19 protein-coding genes are annotated in these 22,917 nt (G+C 34.5%); 8 read left to right on the top strand and 11 right to left on the bottom strand.

Translation table 11 applies throughout. The features are described from left to right. Positions 1–5: 5 nt before the first annotated feature. Positions 6–1,277, top strand: coding sequence for a voltage-gated chloride channel family protein (locus IEV63_RS04500; RefSeq protein WP_229737174.1), 1,272 nt, complete (start codon positions 6–8; stop codon positions 1,275–1,277). Between the two features lie 197 nt (positions 1,278–1,474). Here IEV63_RS04500 and paaZ read toward each other — a convergent pair whose 3' ends face one another. From paaZ to IEV63_RS04485, 3 genes are all read right to left on the bottom strand, one after another. Further along, positions 1,475–3,985 (bottom strand): phenylacetic acid degradation bifunctional protein PaaZ, encoded by a 2,511-nt coding sequence (paaZ, locus tag IEV63_RS04495; RefSeq protein ID WP_188405595.1) that lies wholly within the window; start codon positions 3,983–3,985, stop codon positions 1,475–1,477. Positions 3,986–4,036: 51 nt separating this feature from the next. Beyond that, complete coding sequence (pcaF, locus tag IEV63_RS04490; RefSeq protein WP_188405594.1) at positions 4,037–5,242, bottom strand: 3-oxoadipyl-CoA thiolase; 1,206 nt, start codon at positions 5,240–5,242, stop codon at positions 4,037–4,039. A gap of 84 nt (positions 5,243–5,326) precedes the next feature. Then, the gene (locus IEV63_RS04485; RefSeq protein WP_188405593.1) at positions 5,327–7,588 is read right to left on the bottom strand and encodes a TonB-dependent receptor; all 2,262 of its coding nucleotides are present in this window, start codon (positions 7,586–7,588) and stop codon (positions 5,327–5,329) included. A 100-nt stretch (positions 7,589–7,688) separates the two neighbouring features. On the opposite strand from IEV63_RS04485, the gene IEV63_RS04480 reads away from it, so the two are divergent. Next, complete coding sequence (locus tag IEV63_RS04480; RefSeq protein ID WP_188405592.1) at positions 7,689–8,348, top strand: metal-dependent transcriptional regulator; 660 nt, start codon at positions 7,689–7,691, stop codon at positions 8,346–8,348. Further along, the gene (locus IEV63_RS04475; protein WP_188405591.1) at positions 8,348–9,169 is read left to right on the top strand and encodes a ZIP family metal transporter; all 822 of its coding nucleotides are present in this window, start codon (positions 8,348–8,350) and stop codon (positions 9,167–9,169) included. The genes IEV63_RS04480 and IEV63_RS04475 overlap by 1 nt, the downstream gene beginning before the upstream one ends. Before the next feature lie 364 nt (positions 9,170–9,533). Here the strand turns inward: IEV63_RS04475 and frr are convergent, their stop codons facing one another. The 6 genes from frr to rplM form a co-directional block, all read right to left on the bottom strand. Then, entirely contained in the window at positions 9,534–10,088 is a 555-nt protein-coding gene (gene frr, locus IEV63_RS04470) for a ribosome recycling factor (RefSeq protein WP_188405590.1), read from the bottom strand. Between the two features lie 18 nt (positions 10,089–10,106). Beyond that, positions 10,107–10,814, bottom strand: a complete 708-nt coding sequence (gene pyrH, locus IEV63_RS04465; RefSeq protein WP_188405589.1) for a UMP kinase — start codon at positions 10,812–10,814, stop codon at positions 10,107–10,109. 377 nt (positions 10,815–11,191) lie between these two features. Continuing rightward, a complete protein-coding gene (gene tsf / locus IEV63_RS04460) occupies positions 11,192–12,019 on the bottom strand; it encodes a translation elongation factor Ts (protein ID WP_188405588.1) in 828 nt (275 codons plus the stop codon). Between the two features lie 72 nt (positions 12,020–12,091). Continuing rightward, a complete protein-coding gene (gene rpsB, locus IEV63_RS04455) occupies positions 12,092–12,922 on the bottom strand; it encodes a 30S ribosomal protein S2 (protein ID WP_188405587.1) in 831 nt (276 codons plus the stop codon). Between the two features lie 160 nt (positions 12,923–13,082). Next, positions 13,083–13,469, bottom strand: coding sequence for a 30S ribosomal protein S9 (rpsI, locus tag IEV63_RS04450; protein WP_188405586.1), 387 nt, complete (start codon positions 13,467–13,469; stop codon positions 13,083–13,085). Next, positions 13,470–13,925 carry a 50S ribosomal protein L13 gene (rplM, locus tag IEV63_RS04445; RefSeq protein WP_188405585.1) on the bottom strand — a complete coding sequence of 152 codons (456 nt, stop codon included), beginning with the start codon at positions 13,923–13,925 and terminating at the stop codon, positions 13,470–13,472. 312 nt (positions 13,926–14,237) lie between these two features. On the opposite strand from rplM, the gene IEV63_RS04440 reads away from it, so the two are divergent. The 5 genes from IEV63_RS04440 (at position 14,238) to IEV63_RS04420 (ending at position 19,137) form a co-directional block, all read left to right on the top strand. Continuing rightward, positions 14,238–15,116: a cell division protein FtsX gene (locus IEV63_RS04440; protein WP_188405584.1), complete on the top strand. Its 879-nt coding sequence runs from the start codon at positions 14,238–14,240 to the stop codon at positions 15,114–15,116. Continuing rightward, on the top strand, positions 15,100–15,387 hold the full coding sequence (locus IEV63_RS04435; protein ID WP_188405583.1) for a DUF3098 domain-containing protein: 288 nt from the start codon (positions 15,100–15,102) through the stop codon (positions 15,385–15,387). Before IEV63_RS04440 ends, IEV63_RS04435 begins: the two co-directional genes overlap by 17 nt. A gap of 3 nt (positions 15,388–15,390) precedes the next feature. After that, complete coding sequence (gene truB / locus IEV63_RS04430) at positions 15,391–16,092, top strand: tRNA pseudouridine(55) synthase TruB (RefSeq protein WP_188405582.1); 702 nt, start codon at positions 15,391–15,393, stop codon at positions 16,090–16,092. 89 nt (positions 16,093–16,181) lie between these two features. After that, the gene (locus tag IEV63_RS04425; RefSeq protein WP_188405581.1) at positions 16,182–17,483 is read left to right on the top strand and encodes an NAD(P)/FAD-dependent oxidoreductase; all 1,302 of its coding nucleotides are present in this window, start codon (positions 16,182–16,184) and stop codon (positions 17,481–17,483) included. 64 nt (positions 17,484–17,547) lie between these two features. After that, positions 17,548–19,137, top strand: coding sequence for a 4Fe-4S binding protein (locus IEV63_RS04420; RefSeq protein ID WP_188405580.1), 1,590 nt, complete (start codon positions 17,548–17,550; stop codon positions 19,135–19,137). Positions 19,138–19,249: 112 nt separating this feature from the next. On the opposite strand, the gene IEV63_RS04415 is transcribed toward IEV63_RS04420, so the two are convergent. Together IEV63_RS04415 and leuS are read right to left on the bottom strand one after the other, a co-directional pair. Continuing rightward, entirely contained in the window at positions 19,250–19,942 is a 693-nt protein-coding gene (locus tag IEV63_RS04415; protein ID WP_188405579.1) for a zinc metallopeptidase, read from the bottom strand. Positions 19,943–20,021: 79 nt separating this feature from the next. Next, positions 20,022–22,850, bottom strand: coding sequence for a leucine--tRNA ligase (gene leuS, locus IEV63_RS04410; protein ID WP_188405578.1), 2,829 nt, complete (start codon positions 22,848–22,850; stop codon positions 20,022–20,024). Between the last annotated feature and the right edge of the window lie 67 nt (positions 22,851–22,917).

Raw genomic sequence — 22,917 nt, 5'->3', positions numbered from 1 at the left:
TCATTTTGCGTACACAACAATTTTATCCGTATTTAAAAAAAGTAATTCCATATCTTTTAAAATGGACTTTGCTGAGCTTACTAGTTGGCAGCCTTGTTGGTAGTGCTTCCGCTTTTTTCTTAGTTGCCTTGAGTTGGGCAACTCAATTCCGGGAAATGAATATCTGGGTAATTGTATGCTTGCCTTTGGGTGGTTTGTTAATTGGTTACATTTATTATTGGTTAGGCAAAGGAATTGAAAAAGGAAATAATTTGGTTTTGGAAGAATATTACCAACCCAATAAAACCATTCCTTTCAAAATGGCTCCTTTGGTATTATTTGGAACCATCGCTACCCATTTTTTTGGTGCATCTGCAGGTCGTGAAGGAACAGCAATACAAATAGGCGCTTCTATTGCAGACCAATTTAAATACAGGTTTAAACTGAACAATGCCGACCGTAAAATTTTACTCATTATGGGAATTAGTGCTGGTTTTGCTTCGGTTTTTGGGACTCCTTTGGCTGGTTTTATTTTTTCTTTAGAAGTAATTAAAACCAAAAAGATGAATTACAAAGCTATTTTTCCAAGTTTAACTATTGCTTTAATTGCAGAGTGGATTTGCACCAATTTTTGGGGTGTACCACACACACATTATTACATTACTGAAATTGCTAGCTACAGTTTAGAAAATTTGAGTTGGACTATTTTAGCTGGAGTCGCATTCGGATTAACTGCCATGTCTTTCTCTTTGTTGAAAGCATATTTTAAAAAGCTCTTTGGTAAGATAAAATTCCCACCGCTTCGACCTTTTGTTGGTGGCATTGGTATTGCAGTTTTTGTATTTCTTATTGGAAGCACAAAGTACATCGGTTTAGGCATTCCTATTATTGAAGCATCATTCACAAATCAAATGTTGCCTTACGATTTTGCCATTAAAGTAATTTTAACTGCTTTTACTTTAGGTACAGGATTTAAAGGTGGCGAAGTTACGCCCTTGTTTTTTATGGGCGCTACCTTGGGTAGTGCGTTGTTTTTAATATTACCGCTTCCCATGTCTTTATTAGCAGGAATGGGATTTCTAGCTGTTTTTGCTGGAGCAACCAATACTCCACTAGCTTGTATTGTTATGGGTATGGAATTATTTGGTGTGGAAGGTTTTGTATATATCGCAGTTGCTTGTGTTGTGGCTTATTTTGCTTCGGGACAAACTAGTGTGTATAGCTCACAGGAAAAGAGCAAACTTAAACATTGGTTATATGCATTTTTAAAAGTGAATAAGTTGTTTGTTTTTAAATAAAAAATTGTAAAACAAATTTGAAAGCTTGGTTAAATATGAAAGAAGGTAAACAAAAATGATTGTGGGTACTAAAAGAACTAAGGATAAATCATTTTGATTAATACACCTTTTAATTCTCAATTTTGCCACTAATGCGCGAATTATTATTAGTGCATTAGTGGCATAAGAGATGTTACAAGCAATTTTTGAAATTTACTTTACAGCAATCCAAACTGCTCAAAATGATGATTGAAATGTTTCCGGTTTAGGAGCTTCCATTCAAAAACAGTCAATTCACCAAACACTGCATTTTTGGTGGTGGTATCTGGGTTTTCTCTAATGAACACTTCGTAAGTTTCATAAGCTTCTAAAAGTGCTTTTTTGGCTTCATCTAAATTTTCGTGCTTCAAATCTTCCAATTCATCTTTCTTCATCAAAGGCATTTTGTAGCCTTGGGGCATTTTCTCGTAATTGTACAAAGTTTCTTGTACTTTCTCTAAATATTCTTCGGGTGTAGACACTTCGAAATTTGAGATTTCGCCAGTAGCTATGCGAAGCCCCATCTCCAAATGTTCCACCATATGTTGTGGTGTCATCATTCCCCATTTGGGTTTGGCCTTTTCATCAAGATTATTCAGTTTGTTTTCAATAAAAACTTTATCTACTTCATGAAAAGTTTCTTGTTTTTTCTGAACCATAGTTAAAATGGTAGCAATAGCGACTAACTTTTCATCTTCTTCGGTAGCTTCTACATCAAAAACCTCAACGTACCATTTTACAATTCCACTAGGTAGTTCTTTTCCTTTTGGGTCACGATCTACTTTTTCTTTACAAGTTAATCGCACGTTGATGGTATCATTGTGATACAATGGTCGCAAAAAACGAATTTCTTCTAAACCATAATTGGCAGCAACAGGTCCTTTATTAGGATACACAAACAATCCCGCTGCTGCTGAAATAATAAAATAACCGTGCGCTGTGCGTTGTTCAAAGATGCTTCCTTCTAAAGAAGTAATATCGGTATGCGCATAGAAATGATCCCAAGTTAAATTTCCGAAATTAATGATGTCTGTATCCGTTAAAGTGCGGTTATGCGTTTGTAATGACATACCAGGTTGAATATCTTCCCAATGGTAAGCAAAAGGATGCTTCTCAGCTTCTTTATATTTTGCCTTTGGCTGATAAATGCCTGTTATCTCTGTTAATGTTGTTGGACTTCCTTGAATGGCACAACGCTGCATGAAATGTTTGATGCCGCGTTTTCCGCCCATTTCTTCACCACCTCCAGCTCTACCTGGTCCACCATGCACTAAATTAGGTAATGGCGATCCATGACCTGTACTTTGTTTTGCCGATTCTCGGTTTATGGATAAGATTCTACCATGGTGAGAAGCTGCATTTATGGTATACTCACGAGCAACAGCATCATCATTGGTAAAAATAGAACTCACCAGTGAGCCTTTTCCTTTTTTAGAAAGCGCAATCGCTTCATCTAAGGTTTTATAAGGCATCAATGTACTTACTGGTCCAAAAGCTTCTGTAATGTGTGCGGCTTCATTTTTAAAAGGATTGTTTTCTCGGAGTAAAATCGGTTTAATGAAAGCTCCTTTATCAAAATCTGCATTAATGGTTTCAGCAGCATTAAAATCACCATATACAATTTCTGCAGTTTTTGAAATTTCGGTTATAGCTTTTTTAACTGCTTCCACTTGCTTTTTATCAATCAAACTTCCCATGCGTACTTCTTTTAAGCGTGGATCGCCTAAAGTAATTTTAGCTAAAGCTTTGCCTAGAGCGATTTGTACATCTTCTAGTAAAGATTCTGGAACAATCGCTCTGCGAATCGCGGTACATTTTTGTCCACATTTTACGGTCATTTCGTTGCGTACTTCGCGAATAAACAAATCGAATTCTGGTGTTCCTGGCACTGCATCTTCACCCAATATACAAGCATTCAATGAGTCGGCTTCCATGGTGAATGGAATAGATTCTTCTAATAATCGCGGATGATTTTTAAGCATTCGCCCAGTTGAAGCTGAACCTGTAAAGGTGACTATATCTTGCGACTCTAGACTGTTTAAAATATTTTTTTCAGTACCTGAAATCAGTTGCAATGCACCTTCAGGCAAAATTCCTGAAGCAATAATTTCTTTTACTACTGCTTCGGTTAAATATGCCGATTGTGGTGCTGGTAAAACTACCGCCGGAACACCCGCCATCCAGTTTACAGCACATTTTTCGAGCATTCCCCAAACTGGAAAATTAAATGCGTTAATATGAACGGCTACGCCTTCTTTAGGGACTAATATATGATGCGCCATAAATCGACCCCCACGTGATAAATCGATAGGATCTCCTTCTACGTCGAACGGTTGATTAGGGAATAATTTTCTTAAAGATGCATTGGCAAATAAATTCCCAAAACCACCATCAATATCAAACCAAGAATCCATTTTCGTAGCACCTGTTCGGTAGCTTAATTCATAAAAAGCTTTTTTCTTTTTTTGAAGATAAAAAGCTAAAGATTTCAACATATTTCCACGTTCTTGGAAGGTCATTTTTCGTAAAACATCTCCTTTTTCTCTACCGTAGGCCAAAACTTCTGGAATATTGAAACCTTCCACATTTATAGAAGTAAATTGTTCTCCAGTAATGGAATCATAAATCGGTAGACCTTCACCTTTTCCTTTAGTCCATTTTCCTTGTATATAGCTTTGCGTAGTTTGCATAATATTCTAACTAATGATTTATAATTATTTATTTTAAATAAGCTTCAATTCTTAACTCACATTCTCAATAACAGCTGCATAACCTTGACCGACGCCGACGCACATGGTTACTAATGCATATTTTTTATAAGTCAGTTGAAGTTGTAAAGCTGCGGTATGAGCTAATCTTGCACCAGTAACACCAAGCGGATGCCCAATTGCAATGGCACCACCATTAGGATTAATTCTAGGGTCATCGTCTTTTAATCCCCAAGAACGAATACAAGCTAAGGCTTGTGCTGCAAACGCTTCATTTAACTCTATAATATCCATATCTTCCATAGACAAACCTGCTTTTGCTAGCGCTTTATTGGATGCTTCAACAGGACCAATTCCCATAATTCTTGGCTCAACACCAACCACAGCTGAACTTATAATTCTAGCCATTGGTTTTAAATTATACTTTTCTACTGCCTTTTGTGAAGCGATTATTGTGGCAGCAGCGCCGTCGTTTAATCCAGATGAGTTCCCTGCAGTTACACTTCCATCTTTACGGAAAGCTGGGCGCAATTTTCCAAGAATTTCTAATTTGGTTTGTGGTTTTATAAATTCATCTTGTGCAAAAACTAAATCGTCTTGCTTTCTACGTGGAATGTTTACTGCTACAATTTCTTGAGCTAATCTTCCATTTTCTTGAGCTTTTACAGCTTTCATTTGAGAATGGTAAGCAAAAGCATCTTGATCTTCTCGAGAAATTTTATGCATATCTACCAAATTTTCGGCTGTCATGCCCATAGCATCTGTTCCGTACATTTCATGCATTTTAGGATTCACAAAACGCCAACCAAAACTGGTATCGTACATTTTGGCATCGTTGCCGAATGCAGACGATGTTTTTGAAATTGCATAAGGTCCACGTGTCATATGCTCTACTCCTCCGGCGATAAATACATCACCATCGCCAGCTTTAATAGCTCGGTTTGCATGAATAACAGCTGAAAGACCGCTACTACACAAACGATTTACCGTTTCACCTGGAACGGAATGCGGCAATCCTGCTAAAAGTGAACACATTCTGGCTACATTGCGATTGTCTTCTCCAGCTTGGTTAGCACAACCTAGAATTACATCATCAAAAGCTTCAACAGGTATTGTAGAATTTCGTTTTACAATTTCCTTGATAACTAATGCGCCTAAATCGTCGGTACGAACTGTTGAAAGTGTGCCTTTGTAATTTCCGATTGGAGTTCGTATTCCGTCTATAATATATGCATCCATTACGTATTCTTTAATTTTAGTTCAAAAATGAATTATTGATTTGCTAAAATTAAAATATTTAGACCAAAAACTGATAATTTTCAATTAAAATCTGTAACGTAAATTCAATAGGATATTTCTACCAGGGCTAGTAACTTGGTTGGCTCTTAAAACCGACATATGGTCTACATAAGTTTCGTTAAGTAGATTATTTGCCGTAACGCCAATTTCTAATTCTTGTTTTCCAATGTCGAAATAATAAGAAGCTCCCAAACTAACTAAGTTATATGCATCGGTTACTTCTTCATTAAAACCTGGTCGGTTTTGCTCACCTATTATTCGCAATGCTGCAAAAAAAGTAGTTGGTGTATTAAAAGGCAGCCAATTTACTTTAAAATTTAAATTATCGGGAGGAATAAACGTTAGTGGTTCTTTAAAATCTAAATTATCGCCTCTAACAATTGCTCCAGACATACTTAAATTTAATTGATTGTTTGCAAATAATGAATATTGAAGATTAAATTCGGCACCATACAGCCTAGCATCGACTTGCTGGTAATTCCAAATGTTCATTCCCGTTTCTGGTTCAGTTTGGCCTGATGATGAAAAAAAGATATAATTATCTACCAAACTTCCAAAAACAGATAGCGATGCAGAAAATTTTTGATTTGTGTATTCATAGTTAACATCTGCTTGATAGCTTTGTTCTCTGTCAAAATTAGCATTTCCAATTTCGAAGCGAGTGGTTCCAGGATGCGGCCCGTTCGAAAATAATTCGGCTAAATCTGGAGTTCTAAAACCTGTTGACAAGTTTGTTTTTAATTTATGTTTATCTAAGGTTTTACTAACTCCTAAAGAGCCCGTAATTCCATCAAAAGAAGAAGTAAGTTTTCTGTTTTCTGGTTCACCGGGTAATATAAAACCATCGTTAATTAAAGCCTGAGAACTTGCATCTGCAGTAACTTCACGAAAGTCGTAACGCAATGCTCCCTGAATAAAATAATCTTTCAATTTATATTCTGCTAAATAGTAAACACCCGTTTCGAAAAAACGAGCATCTGGAATTAAAAATTCTTGAGCTTCATCTAAGTTTTCATTATTTAAGAAACTTCCTTGTAAACCTAAACTATGTTTAATTTTTGTATTTGTTAAACTTACTCGACCATTGTAAAAAGTATGGGTTTGTCTAAAACCCAAATCTACTTCGTTGAAAGCTTCTTCTATTTCTTTGCGGGTATTGATATGGTGTGAAAGATGCAAGGAAGTTTCAAAATTTTCATGTTGTGTACTTTGTTTATAGGATAATAAATAATCTTTTACTTCTTGAAAAGGAAGCTGCATAGAACGATCGTTTCTAGATGTAGCTAAAGATAGAGCATCGTCCATTTCATCTTCACTGATAATACCTAAATTTTGGTCGTGAAAAGTAAAAGACAACTTATTTTGAAATTGTTTTTTATCTATTCCTGAATGCAGGCGCAATGAAGTAGTATTAAAACGTGAATTTCCGATTATTCTATCATTCCCATCCTTATAATCTGCATGATTTTCGTAAGCCAAGTCGGCTGCAAAATAAAAATCGTTTGCTTGTTTTTTACCTATTGAAGCAAATGTTCTATACCCATTAGAAACTGAATTATAACTCGTACCAAAACTTCCTGTCCAATCGGTAGATTTTAAATAATCTTCACTGTCTTTTATTAATAAAACTCCACCCAAAGCACCTGAACCATAGAGAATTGAAGCTGGGCCTTTAATTACATCTACACGATCTACACCTAGGTCGTTTACGCCTAAACCATGATCTGCACCCCATTGTTGATTTTCTAATTTATTGCCTTGGAAAACGGTAACAACACGAGAAAAACCTAAACCACGGATAAATGGTTTTACAATACCTTGACCAAATTCCGCTCCGTAAACACCAGGTACTTCTCTTAAGCTTCCCATAAGTCCGTTTGGAGAACTTTTTTGTTGAATTGAGTTTATTGAAATACTTGTAAAACTATAAGGCGTATCAGAACTAATCCCAAGTTGTTCGTCTAAGATAATAACCTCGTCTAAAGCATTTTCCTGCACACGAAGCACAATTTCAATTTGTAGTGTTTGTTTAGGCTTTAGTTCAATTTCTTTTTGAAATGTTTCATAGCCTATTGCTTGAACTTCTAAGGTATAATTGCCTGGAGAAATAGCTGAAAAACTAAACCCATTTGGAGAAACATCTGCTCGAGCAGAACTACCAACTAAATTAACTGTAAAGAAAACTTCAAAATCGTCTTCGGTTGAAACCTGAGCTCTGATTTTTGCATCTTGAGCGTAAGTAGCTAATTTTAATAGCATAAAAAAGAATACTAAGCTATATTTCATAATTCATAAATATATTTTTAGGCAAACCTAAATATTTTATATTATTATAACAAGTATTATTTTAGTTTTATAAAAATATTATATTTGTACAAAAAAATTGATGTTTAGTTTATCAGAAGAAAATTACTTAAAAGCCATTTTTCATTTACAAAGAAATAAAAATGAAGAAGTAAGCACCAATGCGCTTGCCCATGAAATGAAAAGCAAAGCATCTTCTGTTACAGACATGCTTAAGAAAATGGCTGATAAAGAATTGGTAATTTATAAGAAATATCAAGGTGTTAAGTTAAGTGAGCTTGGTAGAAAAACAGCTTTAGAAATTATACGCAAACATCGATTATGGGAAGTTTTTTTGGTTGAAAAATTAAATTTTTCTTGGGATGAAGTCCACGAAGTTGCCGAAGACTTAGAACATATTAAATCTAAAAAATTAATAAGTGAGTTAGATGAATTTTTGGGGAACCCAAAAAGGGATCCACACGGAGATCCAATTCCCGACGCCAACGGAAATTTTTTAGTGATCAATAAAGCTTTACTCAACCAATTAAATGAAGGAGATGAAGGCGTTTTTGTTGGAGTAAAAGATTCTTCAACCGAATTTTTACAGTACTTAGATAAAAATAATATTGCATTAGGAAAGCGCATTCAAGTAGTGGAAAAAGAATCGTTTGATTCATCAATGCAAATAAAAATCGAAAATAAAGCTACTGTTAATATTTCTAAACAAGTTTCAGAAAACCTTTTTATAAAATCAATTTAATGGAAGAAATTATTCAATTTTTTAGTGGCCTTAACCCTATATTAGCTGCACTTTATGCAACTATATTTACATGGCTGCTTACTGCAACTGGTGCATCTACTGTATTTTTTATTAAAAAAATGAATCGGGTGTTTTTTGATGGAACTCTAGGTTTTACGGGAGGTGTTATGGTGGCGGCTAGCTTTTGGAGTTTACTCGCTCCTTCATTAGAAATGAGTAAAGGAGAAGGTTTTACAAAAGTGTGGCCAAGTGCTATTGGTTTTGCGTTAGGTGCAATTTTTATTTTCGGTTTAGACAAAGTCTTACCGCACTTACATGTAAATTTTAGAGAAAACAGAAAAGAAGGCATTAAGACGCCATGGCATAAGTCTGTTTTATTAACATTGGCTATTACTTTGCATAATATTCCAGAAGGTTTAGCCGTAGGTGTTTTATTTGGTGGTGCAGCAGCAGGGATTGAAGGTGCAAGCATTGGCGGAGCAGTTGCATTAGCTATTGGTATTGGAATACAAAATTTACCAGAAGGCTTTGCTGTTGCAGTTCCATTGCGCGGATTAGGATTAAGTAAAATAAAAAGTTTTAATTACGGACAACTTTCTGCTATTGTAGAGCCATTTGCTGCAGTACTTGGTGCATGGGCCGTTCTTAGTTTTACTGAAATCCTTCCTTATGCCTTGAGCTTTGCTGCTGGAGCTATGATTTTTGTTGTTATTGAAGAAGTAATACCAGAATCTCAACAAGAGCGAAATACAGATATTGCCACCTTAGGTTTTATAGGTGGATTTATCTTAATGATGGTTTTAGATGTAGCTTTAGGATAAAAATTAGTACATAACTACTTAAAAAAACAAACAAAAAAATATTAATATTTTTTGAAAAAGCAACTTTTCAATTTAAACATATTCTTTATAGAGTTTCTTGTTCGTAATTTTAATAATCCAACTTTTATAAACTAGTACTACTTATTAATTTTAATTTCTCTTGAATATACAAGGTTCTTAAAAGCACTTAACATCTGCTAGAAATCGAATTGGCGTATCTTTCAACTAAAGTTGACACTTAATCTATATAATTTATTTATAACAGTATACATTCAAAATAGATATGTAGGATTTTTCGCAAAACAAAAAGCCGTTTCAATTGGTATTGAAACAGCTTTTTTAATAGACAGTATTTTTAATAAAATTATACCTTCATAATTTCGACATCTTTAGCTTCATAAACCTTGTCGATATCGCTTATGTATTTATCTGTAAGCTTTTGAACTTCATCTTCAGCATCTTTTAGCATATCTTCTGAAAGATCTTGTTTTTTTAATTCAGCATTTGCATTTCTACGGGTATTACGAACACCAATTTTAGCTTCTTCAGCTTCAGATTTAGCTTGCTTAGAAAGTTCTCGTCTTCTCTCTTCTGTTAAAGGTGGTACATTAATAATTACGCTTTCTCCATTATTCATAGGGTTGAATCCTAAGTTAGCATTCATAATGGCCTTTTCAATTTCTTGAATCAAAGATTTTTCAAAAGGCTGCACCGAAAGTGTTTGAGCGTCGGGCGTATTAATATTACTTACTTGACTTAAAGGTGTCATACTTCCATAATACTCAACAAGCACCCCACTTAACATAGATGGATTTGCTTTTCCAGCTCTAATATTAATGTATTGTTTTCTAAGGTGCTTAACCGCTCCTTGCATATCATCTTCTGTAGATTCTATTATTAGTTCAACGTCTTCATTCATGGTTAAAAATGTTGTATATTATAAATTTACTTTAGTTCCTATATTTTCTCCTGAAATTATCTTTTGTAAATTCCCTTTTGTATTCATGTCAAAAACAATAATGGGTAGCTCATTTTCTTGACTTAGGGTAAATGCAGTTGTATCCATTACTTTTAATCCTTTTCTAAGCACATCATCAAAGCTAATGAAGTCAAATTTGGTAGCTTCAACATCTTTTTCAGGATCTGATGTATAAATCCCGTCTACACGTGTTCCTTTTAATATTACATCTGCTTCAATTTCGATAGCTCTTAAGACAGCTGCTGAATCAGTTGTAAAATAAGGGTTACCTGTTCCACCTCCAAAAATAACAACTCTACCTTTTTCTAGATGACGCATAGCTTTTCTTCTTATAAAAGGCTCCGCAACTTCGTTAATTTTAATGGCTGTTTGTAAACGAGTTTGAATTCCTGCATCTTCGCAAGCGCTTTGCAAAGCTAATCCGTTAATAACAGTTGCTAACATTCCCATATGGTCACCCTGAACACGATCCATACCTTTACTTGCACCAGATATACCACGAAATATATTACCGCCGCCAATTACTATAGCAACCTGTACACCTTTATCTACTGCAGCTTTAATCTCGTTAGCATATTCAGATAAACGGTCAGGATCTATCCCGTAATTACGGTTTCCCATTAAGGCTTCTCCAGATAATTTAAGTAAAATACGTTTGTAGTGCATAAATTGGGATTTGCAGACAAAAATACATTATTTTTTAAATCTGAAATCATTACCTTACGATAAAAGATACATAAACACTATTGTTAGATTTAATTTACAACTAACAATTTAAAATCTTGATTTGTATAGTATCAAATCTTATTTTAAATGGCTGAACTACTCATAGAGTCTTTAAAATAATTACTGGTAGTAAACAGGTAAGTTGATATTAACATTCGAGTATTAAATAACAACATTATATTATCAAAACAATATACTTTAGCGTAAAGTAAGTTTTATTCTAATTAACCTAAAAAATATCTTTGAAGTTATAATTTAACATAAAAAAACCCATTTCAGATGAATGAAATGGGTTTTTTAAATTAGAAAAGATTTTATTAACCTAAAGCAACTCTTTCGAAAGCAGTTATTTCTACATCTTTACCAAGACTATTTTGAACGTGTTTCGCAACACTTATTTTATTATCTTTAATAAAAGCTTGATGCACTAGAGTATTGTCTTTAAAGAAACGTTGAATTTTACCCTTAACAATATTGTCTAACATTTCTTCTGGTTTTCCTTCTTGGCGTAATTGATCTTTGGCAATTTCTGTTTCACGTTCGATAGTTTCTGTATCTACACCATCTTCATTTAGAGCAACAGGATTCATTGCTGCAGCTTGCATAGAAACTTCTTTGGCCACTTCTTCTGCATTATCAGCTGCTTTAGATAAACCAGTTAAAACTCCAATTTTATTACCTGCATGAATGTAAGATCCAACAAATACAGCTTCTAAAATTCTAAAATCACCTATTTCGATTTTTTCACCGATTACACCCGTTTGTTCAGTCAATTTTTCTTCAACTGAAATACCGTTGTAGTCTAATTTTAATAAATCTTCTTTTGTTGCCACACCTAATGCTAATTCAGCGAAATCATTAGCCATTTTAACGAAATCGTCGTTTTTAGCTACGAAATCGGTTTCACAATTTAAAGAAACGATAACTCCTTTATTAGCTTCTGCGTTAACCTTAGCTATAACTGCTCCTTCGCTAGACTCTCTGTCCGCTCTTTTAGCAGCTACTTTTTGACCTTTTTTACGAAGTACTTCAATTGCTTTATCAAAATCGCCATCAGCTTCAACTAAAGCTTTTTTACAATCCATCATACCAGCACCAGTACTTTTTCTTAATTTGTTTACTTCTGCAGCAGTTATTTTTGCCATAATTCTGTATTTTTAAAGAAAGCCGTTTAGCAAAAGCTAAACGACTTGAAGTATTATTGTTTTATTTAAAACTTATTCGGTTTTTGCCGACTTATCTTCAGGAGTAGTTGTTTTAGCTTCATCAGCTTGTTTTGCTTCTGTTACTTCTTTCTCCTTTTCAGCTTTAGCAGCTTTTTTAGCTTCTTTCTCTTGCTCTTTAGCTTTAATATCTTCTTTTCTAGATGTAGCACCTTCGATAATTGTATCTACTACATAAGAAACCACTTTTTCAATAGATTTAGACGCATCATCGTTCGATGGGATTGCAAAATCTACTTCACGAGGATCTGAGTTAGTATCGACCATTGCGAAAATTGGAATGTTTAATTTCTGTGCTTCTTTTACAGCAATGTGTTCACGAAGTGTATCTACAATAAATATTGCACCAGGAAGTCGAGTCATGTCTGAAATTGAACCTAAGTTTTTTTCTAACTTAGCTTTCATACGGTCTACTTGTAAACGCTCTTTTTTAGACAGAGAGTTAAAAGTCCCGTCTTTTTTCATACGGTCTACTGCAGCCATCTTTTTAACCGATTTACGAATGGTTACAAAGTTAGTTAACATACCACCAGGCCAGCGCTCAGTAATGTAAGGCATGTTAGCACGTTCAGCCTGCTGAGAAACGATTTCTTTAGCTTGTTTTTTGGTAGCAACAAAAAGGATTTTTCTGCCACTAGCAGCAATTTTTGAAAGTGCAGCACCTGCTTCTTCCATTTTAGCTACTGTTTTGTATAAATTAATAATATGTATACCATTACGTTCCATGTATACGTAAGGCGCCATATTTGGGTTCCATCTTCTGGTTAAGTGACCAAAGTGAACACCTGAATCTAGTAATTCTTTTACATCGATTTGTTTTGCCATTTTTTTAATAGTTTACGTTCTGTTGAGATAGCAATAAATAAGTGACAATATTTTGGCCTTATTTATTTAGATGCTAAACTAACTTCCGCATTATACGGAATAACAACAACTTTATTATTATTGATTGAACTTAAATTGCCTAAAGGCAACCACCAATTGATTAACGTTTTGAGAATTGGAATTTCTTTCTCGCTTTTTTCTGACCGAATTTCTTACGCTCTACCATTCTTGGATCTCTAGTAAGTAATCCTTCAGGTTTTAAAACAGCTCTATGCTCAATATCAATATGGCATAAAGCTCTTGAAATTGCAAGACGAATAGCTTCAGCTTGACCAGTAATACCACCGCCCAATACATTTACTTTTACATCGTAACTCCCCTCGGTATCAGTTAATAAAAACGGTTGATTTAATTTATACAACAACTGTGCTGTTGTAAAATAATCGTTTGCTTTTTTTCCATTTACCTGAACCTCACCCTTACCTTCAGAAAGATAAATACGAGCTACAGAAGTTTTTCTACGACCAATTTTGTGAATTGTTTCCATCTACACGAGTTCGTTTAAATTAATTTTTTTAGGTTTTTGAGCTTCTAAATTATGCTCTTCACCTACTACTACTCTTAGGTTTCTAAATAAAGCAGAACCTAATTTGTTTTTGGGAAGCATTCCTTTAACCGACTTTTCAATAAGGCGCTCAGGCCCTTTTCCAAACATTTCGGTTGCATTCATACTTCTTTGTCCTCCTGGGTAGCCAGTGTAACGCAAATATTCTTTGTCATCCCATTTTTTCCCCGTTAAGTTGATTTTTTCTGCATTGATAACAACTACGTTATCGCCACAATCAACATGCGGAGTGAAATTTGGTTTGTGTTTTCCACGAAGAAATTTGGCTACAACAGAAGCTAGACGTCCTAATGACTGTCCTTCTGCATCTACTAACAACCATTCTTTATCTACGGTTTTAGCATTGGCAGAAACTGTTTTGTAACTTAATGTATCCACACTTTTAAATTTACTAATTAAACATTCCTTTCCTAAAAAATTTTAGGAGTGCAAATGTACAATTAATAATTTTAATTTCAAGTTGTTGCTTATATAATTTTAAATTGCCTACAACCAAAGCTATATCCTTGTTCAACTTACATAACTTAAATCGACTTATCCTCATCTAAATCTATTTTAAAACAACAAAGTTTGGCTTTATTCGTTAATTAATATGGCATAACTTAGTTTTATATTTAAAACAAATTCGAAAGAATAAAAAATTGCTTATCATATTCATTTAGTTTTTTATTTTTACCAAAAACAAAATCAATGGCTTCTTCGTTTGAACGTTATCAACGCCGAAGATTAATTTCTTCCTATTTTTCTGTTGTTATTAGTATTGCACTGGTACTTTTTATATTGGGCAGTTTAGGTTTAATTGTTCTCAACACCAAAAAAGTTGCCGATTACTTTAAAGAACAAGTAGCATTAAGCGTCTTTTTTGATGAAACTGCCAAAGAAATTGATATAGAAGAATTACAAAAGAGTTTAAGCCTATCTGAGTTTACCAAAAGTGCAAATTTCGTTTCTAAGGAAGAAGCAGCCGAAATGACCAAAAAAGATTTAGGCGAAGACTTTATGGATTTCCTTGGTTATAATCCCTTAAAAAACAGCATCGACGTGTATTTTAATGCAGATTATGTTACCGAAGTCCAATTGGCTGAAATTAAAAGAGATTTAATGGAGTACGATTACGTAGATAAAGTAGTTTACGACAAACCTTTAATTGCCCTATTAAATGATAATATTAAAAAATTAAGCTTCTGGATTTTAGTAATTTGTGGTGTATTTACCTTTATAGCGGTGTTGCTTATTAATAGTTCCATACGTTTATCGGTATATTCAAAACGCTTCATCATCAAAACCATGCAAATGGTTGGTGCTACAAAAGGTTTTATTCGAAGACCTTTTATTTGGAAAAGCATAAAACTTGGTATAGTAGGTTCTATTTTATCGTTAGCTGGAATGGCTGTGTTAATGTACTACTTAAATGAAGCTTTTCCTAATTTAAACCTTTTAAAAGATCCTATAATTGTAGGTTCGGTTTTTGCGGGCATCTTTATACTCGGAATTATAATAACTTGGATAAGTACCTTTTTTGCTACCCAACGTTTCTTAAATTTAAAAACAGATGAGCTCTACTACTAAGAATAAAAAAAACAAAACTTTGAAAAATCAAAATAATAACAAGGTTCAAAATGAATTTATTTTTGAGAAAAAAAACTATATTTTTATGCTCATAGGAGCTGCTATTATTAGCTTGGGTTTTATTTTAATGACTGGCGGCGGTAGCGAAGACCCCAATGTTTTTAATCCTGAGATTTTTAGTTGGCGAAGAATTCGTCTAGCACCTACTTTAGTCATCATCGGTTTTGCTGTTGAAGTTTACGCCATTTTATTAAATCCCCATAAAAACTAATTCATGAAGCTCGCTTCAACTTTAGAAGATTTTCAAAAAGGACAGGTTTTGCTTTTTGATAAACCACTGCATTGGACATCTTTTCAATTAGTAAATAAAGTACGATGGCTTATTAAAAAAAAATTTCAAATAAAAAAACTAAAAGTAGGGCATGCTGGAACTTTAGACCCGTTAGCAACTGGTTTAGTAATTATTTGCACAGGAAAAATGACCAAGCAAATTGAAAGTTTCATGGGTCAAACAAAAGTATATACCGGAGAGTTTACACTTGGTGCTACTACTCCATCCTACGATTTAGAAACGGAAATTGACCAATCTTTCGATATCGAACATATTAATGAAGCCTTAATCCAACAAACTACACAGCAATTTATTGGAAAAATAAATCAAAAGCCCCCTATATTCTCAGCCCTTAAAAAAGAAGGAAAACGATTATATGAATATGCTAGAAGTGGTGAAGAAGTAGAAATACCAAGCCGTAAAGTTTTTATTAAAAACTTTCAAATTACTAAGATTGATTTTCCGAAAGTTGAATTTGAAGTAACTTGTAGTAAAGGTACTTACATTAGAAGCTTGGCACACGATTTTGGAAAGGCTTTACATGCAGGTGCTCATCTTTCTGCCTTAAAAAGAACTAAAATTGGAGAATTTAAAGTTGAAAATGCTTTACATTTAGAAGATTTTGAAAATAAATTGACAAATTAATTTTAGTCTTTTTTTATACTTGGTATTAGGATTGCATAGAATGGTGTAAGCACTAAAAAAAATATTCGACTAGTTTAAAAATATGCATTTTGAATCAAGAACACATTGTTATTATTGGTAATGGAATTGCTGGTGTAACTCTAGCTCGCCACATCCGAAAAAATTCAAATAAACGCATTACGCTAATTTCTGCTGAAAGTGAACACTTTTTTTCGAGAACAGCTTTAATGTATGTATACATGGGCCATATGAAGTGGAATCACTTAAAGCCATATGAAGATCATTTTTGGAAGAAAAACCGAATCGAATTAAAAAAAGCATATGTTGAAGAAGTTCAGACTCAAAATAATCAACTTTTACTAAACTCTGGCGAAACCTTCCAGTACGACAAATTGGTAATTGCTACTGGTTCAAAACCCAATAAATTTGGTTGGCCAGGGCAGGATTTACCACAAGTGCAAGGTTTATATTCCAAACAAGATTTAGAAAAATTAGAAAAAAATGCACCCAACAACCAAATCTGTAAACGCGCAGTTATTGTAGGTGGCGGATTAATTGGAATTGAATTAGCCGAAATGCTGCGTACTCGAAATATTCCTGTAACATTTTTAGTTCGTGAAAAAAGCTTCTGGAGCAATGTGTTACCTTTAGAAGAATCCGAAATGCTTAACAAACATATTCTCGAACATGGCATCGACTTACGATTAAACACCAATTTAAAATCCATTGAAGCCGATAAACATGGAAATGTAAAATCAATTATTATTGAAGAGACAGGAGAACAAATAGACTGTAACGTAGTTGGTTTAACTGCAGGAGTTTCACCAAATATCGATTTCTTAAAAAATTCATCGATAGAAACTAATCATGGTGTTTTAGTAAATCAAAACCTACAAACCAACATCCAACATATTTATGCTATTGGCGATTGTGCAGAACAACGAAATCCGACAGGAAACCGACCACCTATTGAAGCAGTTTGGTACACGGGGCGTATGATGGGCGAAACTCTGGCCCAAAGCTTAACTGGAAATCCAAGCAATTACAAACCCGGAAATTGGTTTAACTCTGCCAAATTTTTTGATGTAGAATACCAAACTTATGGCTGGGTTTTTCCAAAACCCAAAAAAGGGCATTCTGATTTTTATTGGAAAGCTACTATCGAAAATAAATGCATTCATATGCATTTTGAAACTGAAAGCAGAAAATTTACAGGGATTAATACCTTTGGTATTCGAATGCGGCATGAGAAATTTGATGCATGGTTAAATCAAGAAAAAAGTATTGATTATGTAATTGAACATTTAAAAGAAGCTAATTTTGATCCTGAATTTTTCAAAAAATATGAAAATGAGATATTTGATGTTTATAAAAAGAAATTGTTGAATTAAAAAACTAGACCAAACCTCATAGGTTTTGTAAACCTGTGAGGCCTAAAATAAAAATTAGATCAATATGAGTACAGCCCACAATATTTCGGTAACCGGACAAGCAGCTGAGAACTTAGGCCCGCAGCAAAAACTTTCAATTGCTTTAGGCATGCTTGGTCTACTCATTTTAGTCTTAGCTTTTTTAAATGTGTCTTTTCAACCTAAAATAGTATGGCTAAGTGTTTCATTAACACTTATTTTTACAGGAATAGTTTGGTACACCAAAGCAAGCTATGCTAACAAATTTGCAGGCATAAAAAACAATCATATTTTTTTTAATTCACTTACCAATCGTGGTATTTGGGCATATGCACTTGGAATACTTATTACTGGATTTTATGTTGTTTTGTATTTTTATCCATCCTATTTAGGCTTAGTAAATAATGGTGAAAACACTGGAATTGTTGCTTTATTCGATCCATTTAGTAAATTATTGAGTGGAAACCCAGCAAGCCAATGGTTTGTGTACGGAACCTTATATACAATTGCCATCTTGGGCTTTGGCATTAAGTTTTTATGGAAATACAGAAACAATAATTATCAACGTTTACGTACTTTTTCAGTGATGTTTTTTCAATTGGGTTTTGCGTTTTTAATTCCTGAATTCATGGCGAGATTAAACGGTGAAAAATTCAGTCTTCCGTATTATAATTTAGTAAACATCTGGCCATTAAATTACTACAATTTTGAACAATACCGAGTTGACGATTTTATAAGTGCTGGAACAATAGGAGTTAGCTTACTTATTTTTGGAATTGCTTCTATTTTTATCATCACGCCGATTCTAACCTACAAATATGGAAAACGCTGGTACTGCTCTTGGGTTTGTGGCTGTGGCGGTTTAGCTGAAACCGCTGGAGACTCCTTTCGGCATTTAAGCAACAAATCTACCTCTGCATGGAAACTAGAACGATGGATGATTCATTTAGTAACAGTTTTTGTGGTAATCATGACAACAGCGGTAATTTCTACTTACTTGGGCTACGATGCTGAAAAATATTGGCTTACAAAAGATGTATTTTTAATTGGCGTTGGGCTTGTTTTAACCATAGTTGTTGGGTTGACGTTTATTTTTAAACGACATGAGTTTAAAAAAGATGCGAAATATGCAGGCATTGGATTTTTTCTTATCATTTTAGCTTTAATCGGCTTACATTTTTCAGGAAATACGCAGCAGTTTGCTTTTGTTGAAGCAGAAACCCTACGTTCAAGCTACGGATTTTTAATCGGGAGTATTTTTTCTGGTGTTGTTGGAACAGGCTTTTATCCTATTTTTGGAAATCGGGTTTGGTGTAGATTTGGTTGCCCAATGGCAGCTATTCTTGGTTTTCAACAGCGGCTTTTTTCTAAATTTAGAATAACAACCAATGGCGGCCAATGCATCTCATGCGGAAATTGCTCCACATATTGCGAAATGGGAATTGATGTCCGCGCCTATGCACAAAAAGGCGAAAATATTGTTCGTTCATCTTGTGTTGGTTGTGGAATTTGCGCTTCGGTTTGTCCGCGTGGAGTTTTAAAATTAGAAAACGATTCCCCACAAGGAAGAATTAACAGCAAAGAAATTTTACTTGGCAATGATGTTGATTTAATGAATTATGTAAACAAAAACTAATATTAAATCGAACTAAAACTAAGCCTTTCATTGAATAAGTCTAAAAACAAAAAACCGTTTCAGGAGCATTTGAAACGGTTTTTTTGGTTTATTGAAATAATCTAAGTCTATTTTAATCTCTTCCTAAGTATATCATAATAAAATACATTAATGTAGCTAGTGAGCCTACTGCAGCCACTACATAAGTTCGAGCTGCCCATTTTAAGGCGTCTTCAGAATCTTTGTATTCGTTAGGTGTAACCATATTATGGTTTTTTAACCAAGCCAGAGCACGATTACTCGCATCGTATTCAACCGGAAGCGTTACAAAACTAAATAAAGTTCCTAAGCCAAACATAATAATTCCAGCTAGCAAGACCATTTGTCCAACACCTGCGCTAACCATTCCGTATAAAATTAAACCACCAAAAATAACCCATTGGCTATAATTGGCTGCAACTTGAACAATTGGCACTAATTGACTACGCATTTCTAGCCAAGAATACGCTTTGGCATGTTGTACGGCATGACCTACCTCGTGAGCTGCAACTGCAGCTGCAGCTGCATTTCGTTGATTGTAAACGGCTTCACTTAAGTTAACAGTTTTCTTTCGTGGGTCGTAATGGTCGGTTAGTTGGCCTGGCGTTGAAATTACTTTCACATCGTAAATTCCATTATCTGCCAACATTTGTTTGGCAATTTCTGCGCCCGACATTCCGTTTTGCAAATTTTGTTTCGAATATTTTTTAAATTTCTTTTTTAAGGTACTGCTTACGTACCAACTTATAAGCATTATTGCGCCAATAAGTATATAATATCCCATCATAGTTCTTCGTATTTTATAATTTATGATAGCAAAAAATCAGCCAAATTGTTTGCTGCTGACATTTTAGCAAAACTTTAATTTATCCAACAATATTTACAATCTTTCCAGGTACTACAATTACTTTTTTAGGTGTTCTCCCTTCCAATTGCTTTTGTGTACGTTCGTCTTGCATTACTGCGTTTTCAATTTCATCTTTACTTAAATCTAAAGATAAATCTAAGGTAAAGCGCATTTTTCCGTTAAACGAAATCGGATACGTCTTGTTGTCTTCCTTTAAGTATTTCTCTTCGTAAACAGGGTAATTTGCTTCAGAAATTCCGTTTTCATTCCCCAACTTCTCCCATAATTCTTCTGCAATATGTGGTGCATAAGGCGAAATTAAAACTGCCAATGGTCCTAGTATTTCTTTTGAATTGCATTTTTGTTGGGTCAATTCATTTACACAAATCATGAACGTAGAAACCGAAGTATTAAAGCTGAAATTTTCGATATCTTCCGTTACTTTTTTGATGGTTTTATGCAAAGTTTTAAGCGATTCTTTAGAAGCTGACTGCCCTGAAACTTCAAATTTATCTCCATTGTGATACAACTTCCAAAGTTTCTTTAAGAAGTTATGCACTCCTGTAATTCCTGCTGTATTCCATGGCTTTGCTTGCTCCAACGGACCAAGAAACATTTCGTACATGCGTAAAGTATCTGCTCCAAAATCTTCACAAATATCGTCTGGATTTACTACATTGTATTTGGATTTCGACATTTTTTCGACTTCACGACTTACAATGTATTTCCCATTTTCATCGGTGATAAATTTTGCGTCTTGAAATTCGGGTCGCCAGTTTTTAAAGCCTTCAATATCAAGTTCGTTTGAAAAATTGACAAGCGAAACATCTGTGTGAATTGGCTGAGTTTCTTTTCCTTCAATAAGATCAGCAGTTATAAATGTATTTGAATCTTTTAATCGATGTACAAATGCACTTTCGCCTAAAATCATTCCTTGGTTGATGAGTTTTTTGAAAGGTTCTTCAACTGGAAGAACATCTAAGTCATTTAAAAACTTGGTCCAAAAGCGAGAATATAACAAATGACCAGTGGCATGCTCGCTTCCGCCAATGTATAAATCGACATTTTTCCAATACTGCAAAGCTTCACTTAAAGCAATGCCGCTGTTATTATGCGCGTCCATATATCGAAACATATACCACGAACTCCCTGCCCAACCTGGCATGGTATTTAATTCTAATGGAAATATAGTTTTGTGGTCGATTAATTTGTTGTCAACCACTTTATTATTTTTGGTATCCCAAGCCCAAAAATCTGCTCTTCCTAAAGGTGGTGCTCCATCTTCGGTTGGAAGATATTCATTGATTTCTGGTAATTGTAAAGGTAAATGCTTTTCATTGATCATTTTAGGCAATCCATCTACATAATATACGGGAAATGGTTCGCCCCAATAGCGTTGACGTGAAAAAACTGCATCGCGCAATCGGTAATTAGTTTTTCCAGTTCCAGCACTAATTTTCTCAAGTTTTTCAATGGCCTTAGCAATAGCTTCCTTAGCATTTAAACCATTTAAAAAATCTGAATTCGCAATAATTGTATGGTCTTTATCAGCATGCGCTTTTTCAGAAATATCAACATCTTTAAACACATTAGGAATCGGAATATTAAAGTATTTTGCAAAATCGTAATCCCGTTGGTCGCCACATGGTACGGCCATAACCGCTCCAGTTCCATAACCTGCTAATACGTAATCGCCAATCCAAATCGGAATGGGTTCTTTGGTAAACGGATGTTCTGCATACGCACCTGTAAAAACACCAGTGATGCTCTTTACATCAGCCATGCGATCGCGTTCGCTTTTTAGTGAAGCTGCTTTTATGTAAGCTTCCACTTGTTCTTTTTGTTCTGGAGTAGTTATTTTAGCAACCAATTCGTGTTCAGGAGCTAAAGTCATAAACGAAACTCCAAAAATAGTATCTGGGCGAGTTGTAAACACTTCGATAAAAGATTCAAAATTTTCAATTTTGAATCTTAATTGAGCACCAACTGATTTTCCAATCCAATTGCGCTGACTTTCTTTAAGGCTTTCAGTCCAGTCTAAATTTTCTAAACCTTGTAATAAACGCTCTGCGTAAGCGGAAATACGCATACTCCATTGCTTCATTTTTTTCCGAACAACAGGATGTCCTCCACGTTCGGAAATTCCGTTTACAATTTCGTCATTCGCTAAAACTGTCCCTAAGGCAGGACACCAATTCACTTCGGTTTCTGCTAAGTAAGTGAGCCTATATTGTAAGAGAATTGCTTCTTTTTTATGGTCTGAAAACGCACTCCAAACTTCAGCAGAGAAAGTTTCAACATCTTCATCGGAAGCTGCATTTACTTGTATATTCCCATGTTTTTCAAAAAGTTGAATTAGGTTTGAAATCGGTTCTGCTTTATCTGTTTCTTGATTATACCAACTTTCAAACAATTGAATAAAAATCCACTGTGTCCAACGGTAATAATCGGGATTGCTAGTGCGAACTTCACGACTCCAATCGAACGAAAAACCAATTTTATCTAATTGTTCACGATAGCGTTTAATATTTACTTCGGTGGTTTTAGCTGGATGTTGACCTGTTTGAATGGCGTATTGTTCTGCTGGCAAGCCAAACGAATCGTAACCTTGTGGATGCAACACATTAAAGCCTTTATGGCGTTTGTAACGCGCATAAATATCGCTAGCAATATAACCGAGTGGATGCCCAACATGCAAACCCGCTCCCGATGGATAAGGAAACATGTCTAGCACATAAAAAGGCGGTTTTTGCTCAGTTAATTCGGCTGGTTGTTTAGCTTGAAATGGTTTTTGTTTTGCCCATTTTTTTTGCCATTTGGCTTCAATTGCATTGAAGTTGTATTGCATAATTATACGTATGAATCGTTTGTACTTAAGAAGTTGCAAAAGTAGCATTATTCAATTTAGGATAAAA

The organism is Psychroflexus salis, from assembly GCF_014640175.1.
In the GTDB taxonomy this organism is placed as follows: Bacteria; Bacteroidota; Bacteroidia; order Flavobacteriales; family Flavobacteriaceae; genus Psychroflexus; species Psychroflexus salis.
The sequence above is the reverse complement of the archived record's forward strand: the minus strand, read 5'-3'. Positions and strand labels throughout refer to the sequence as shown.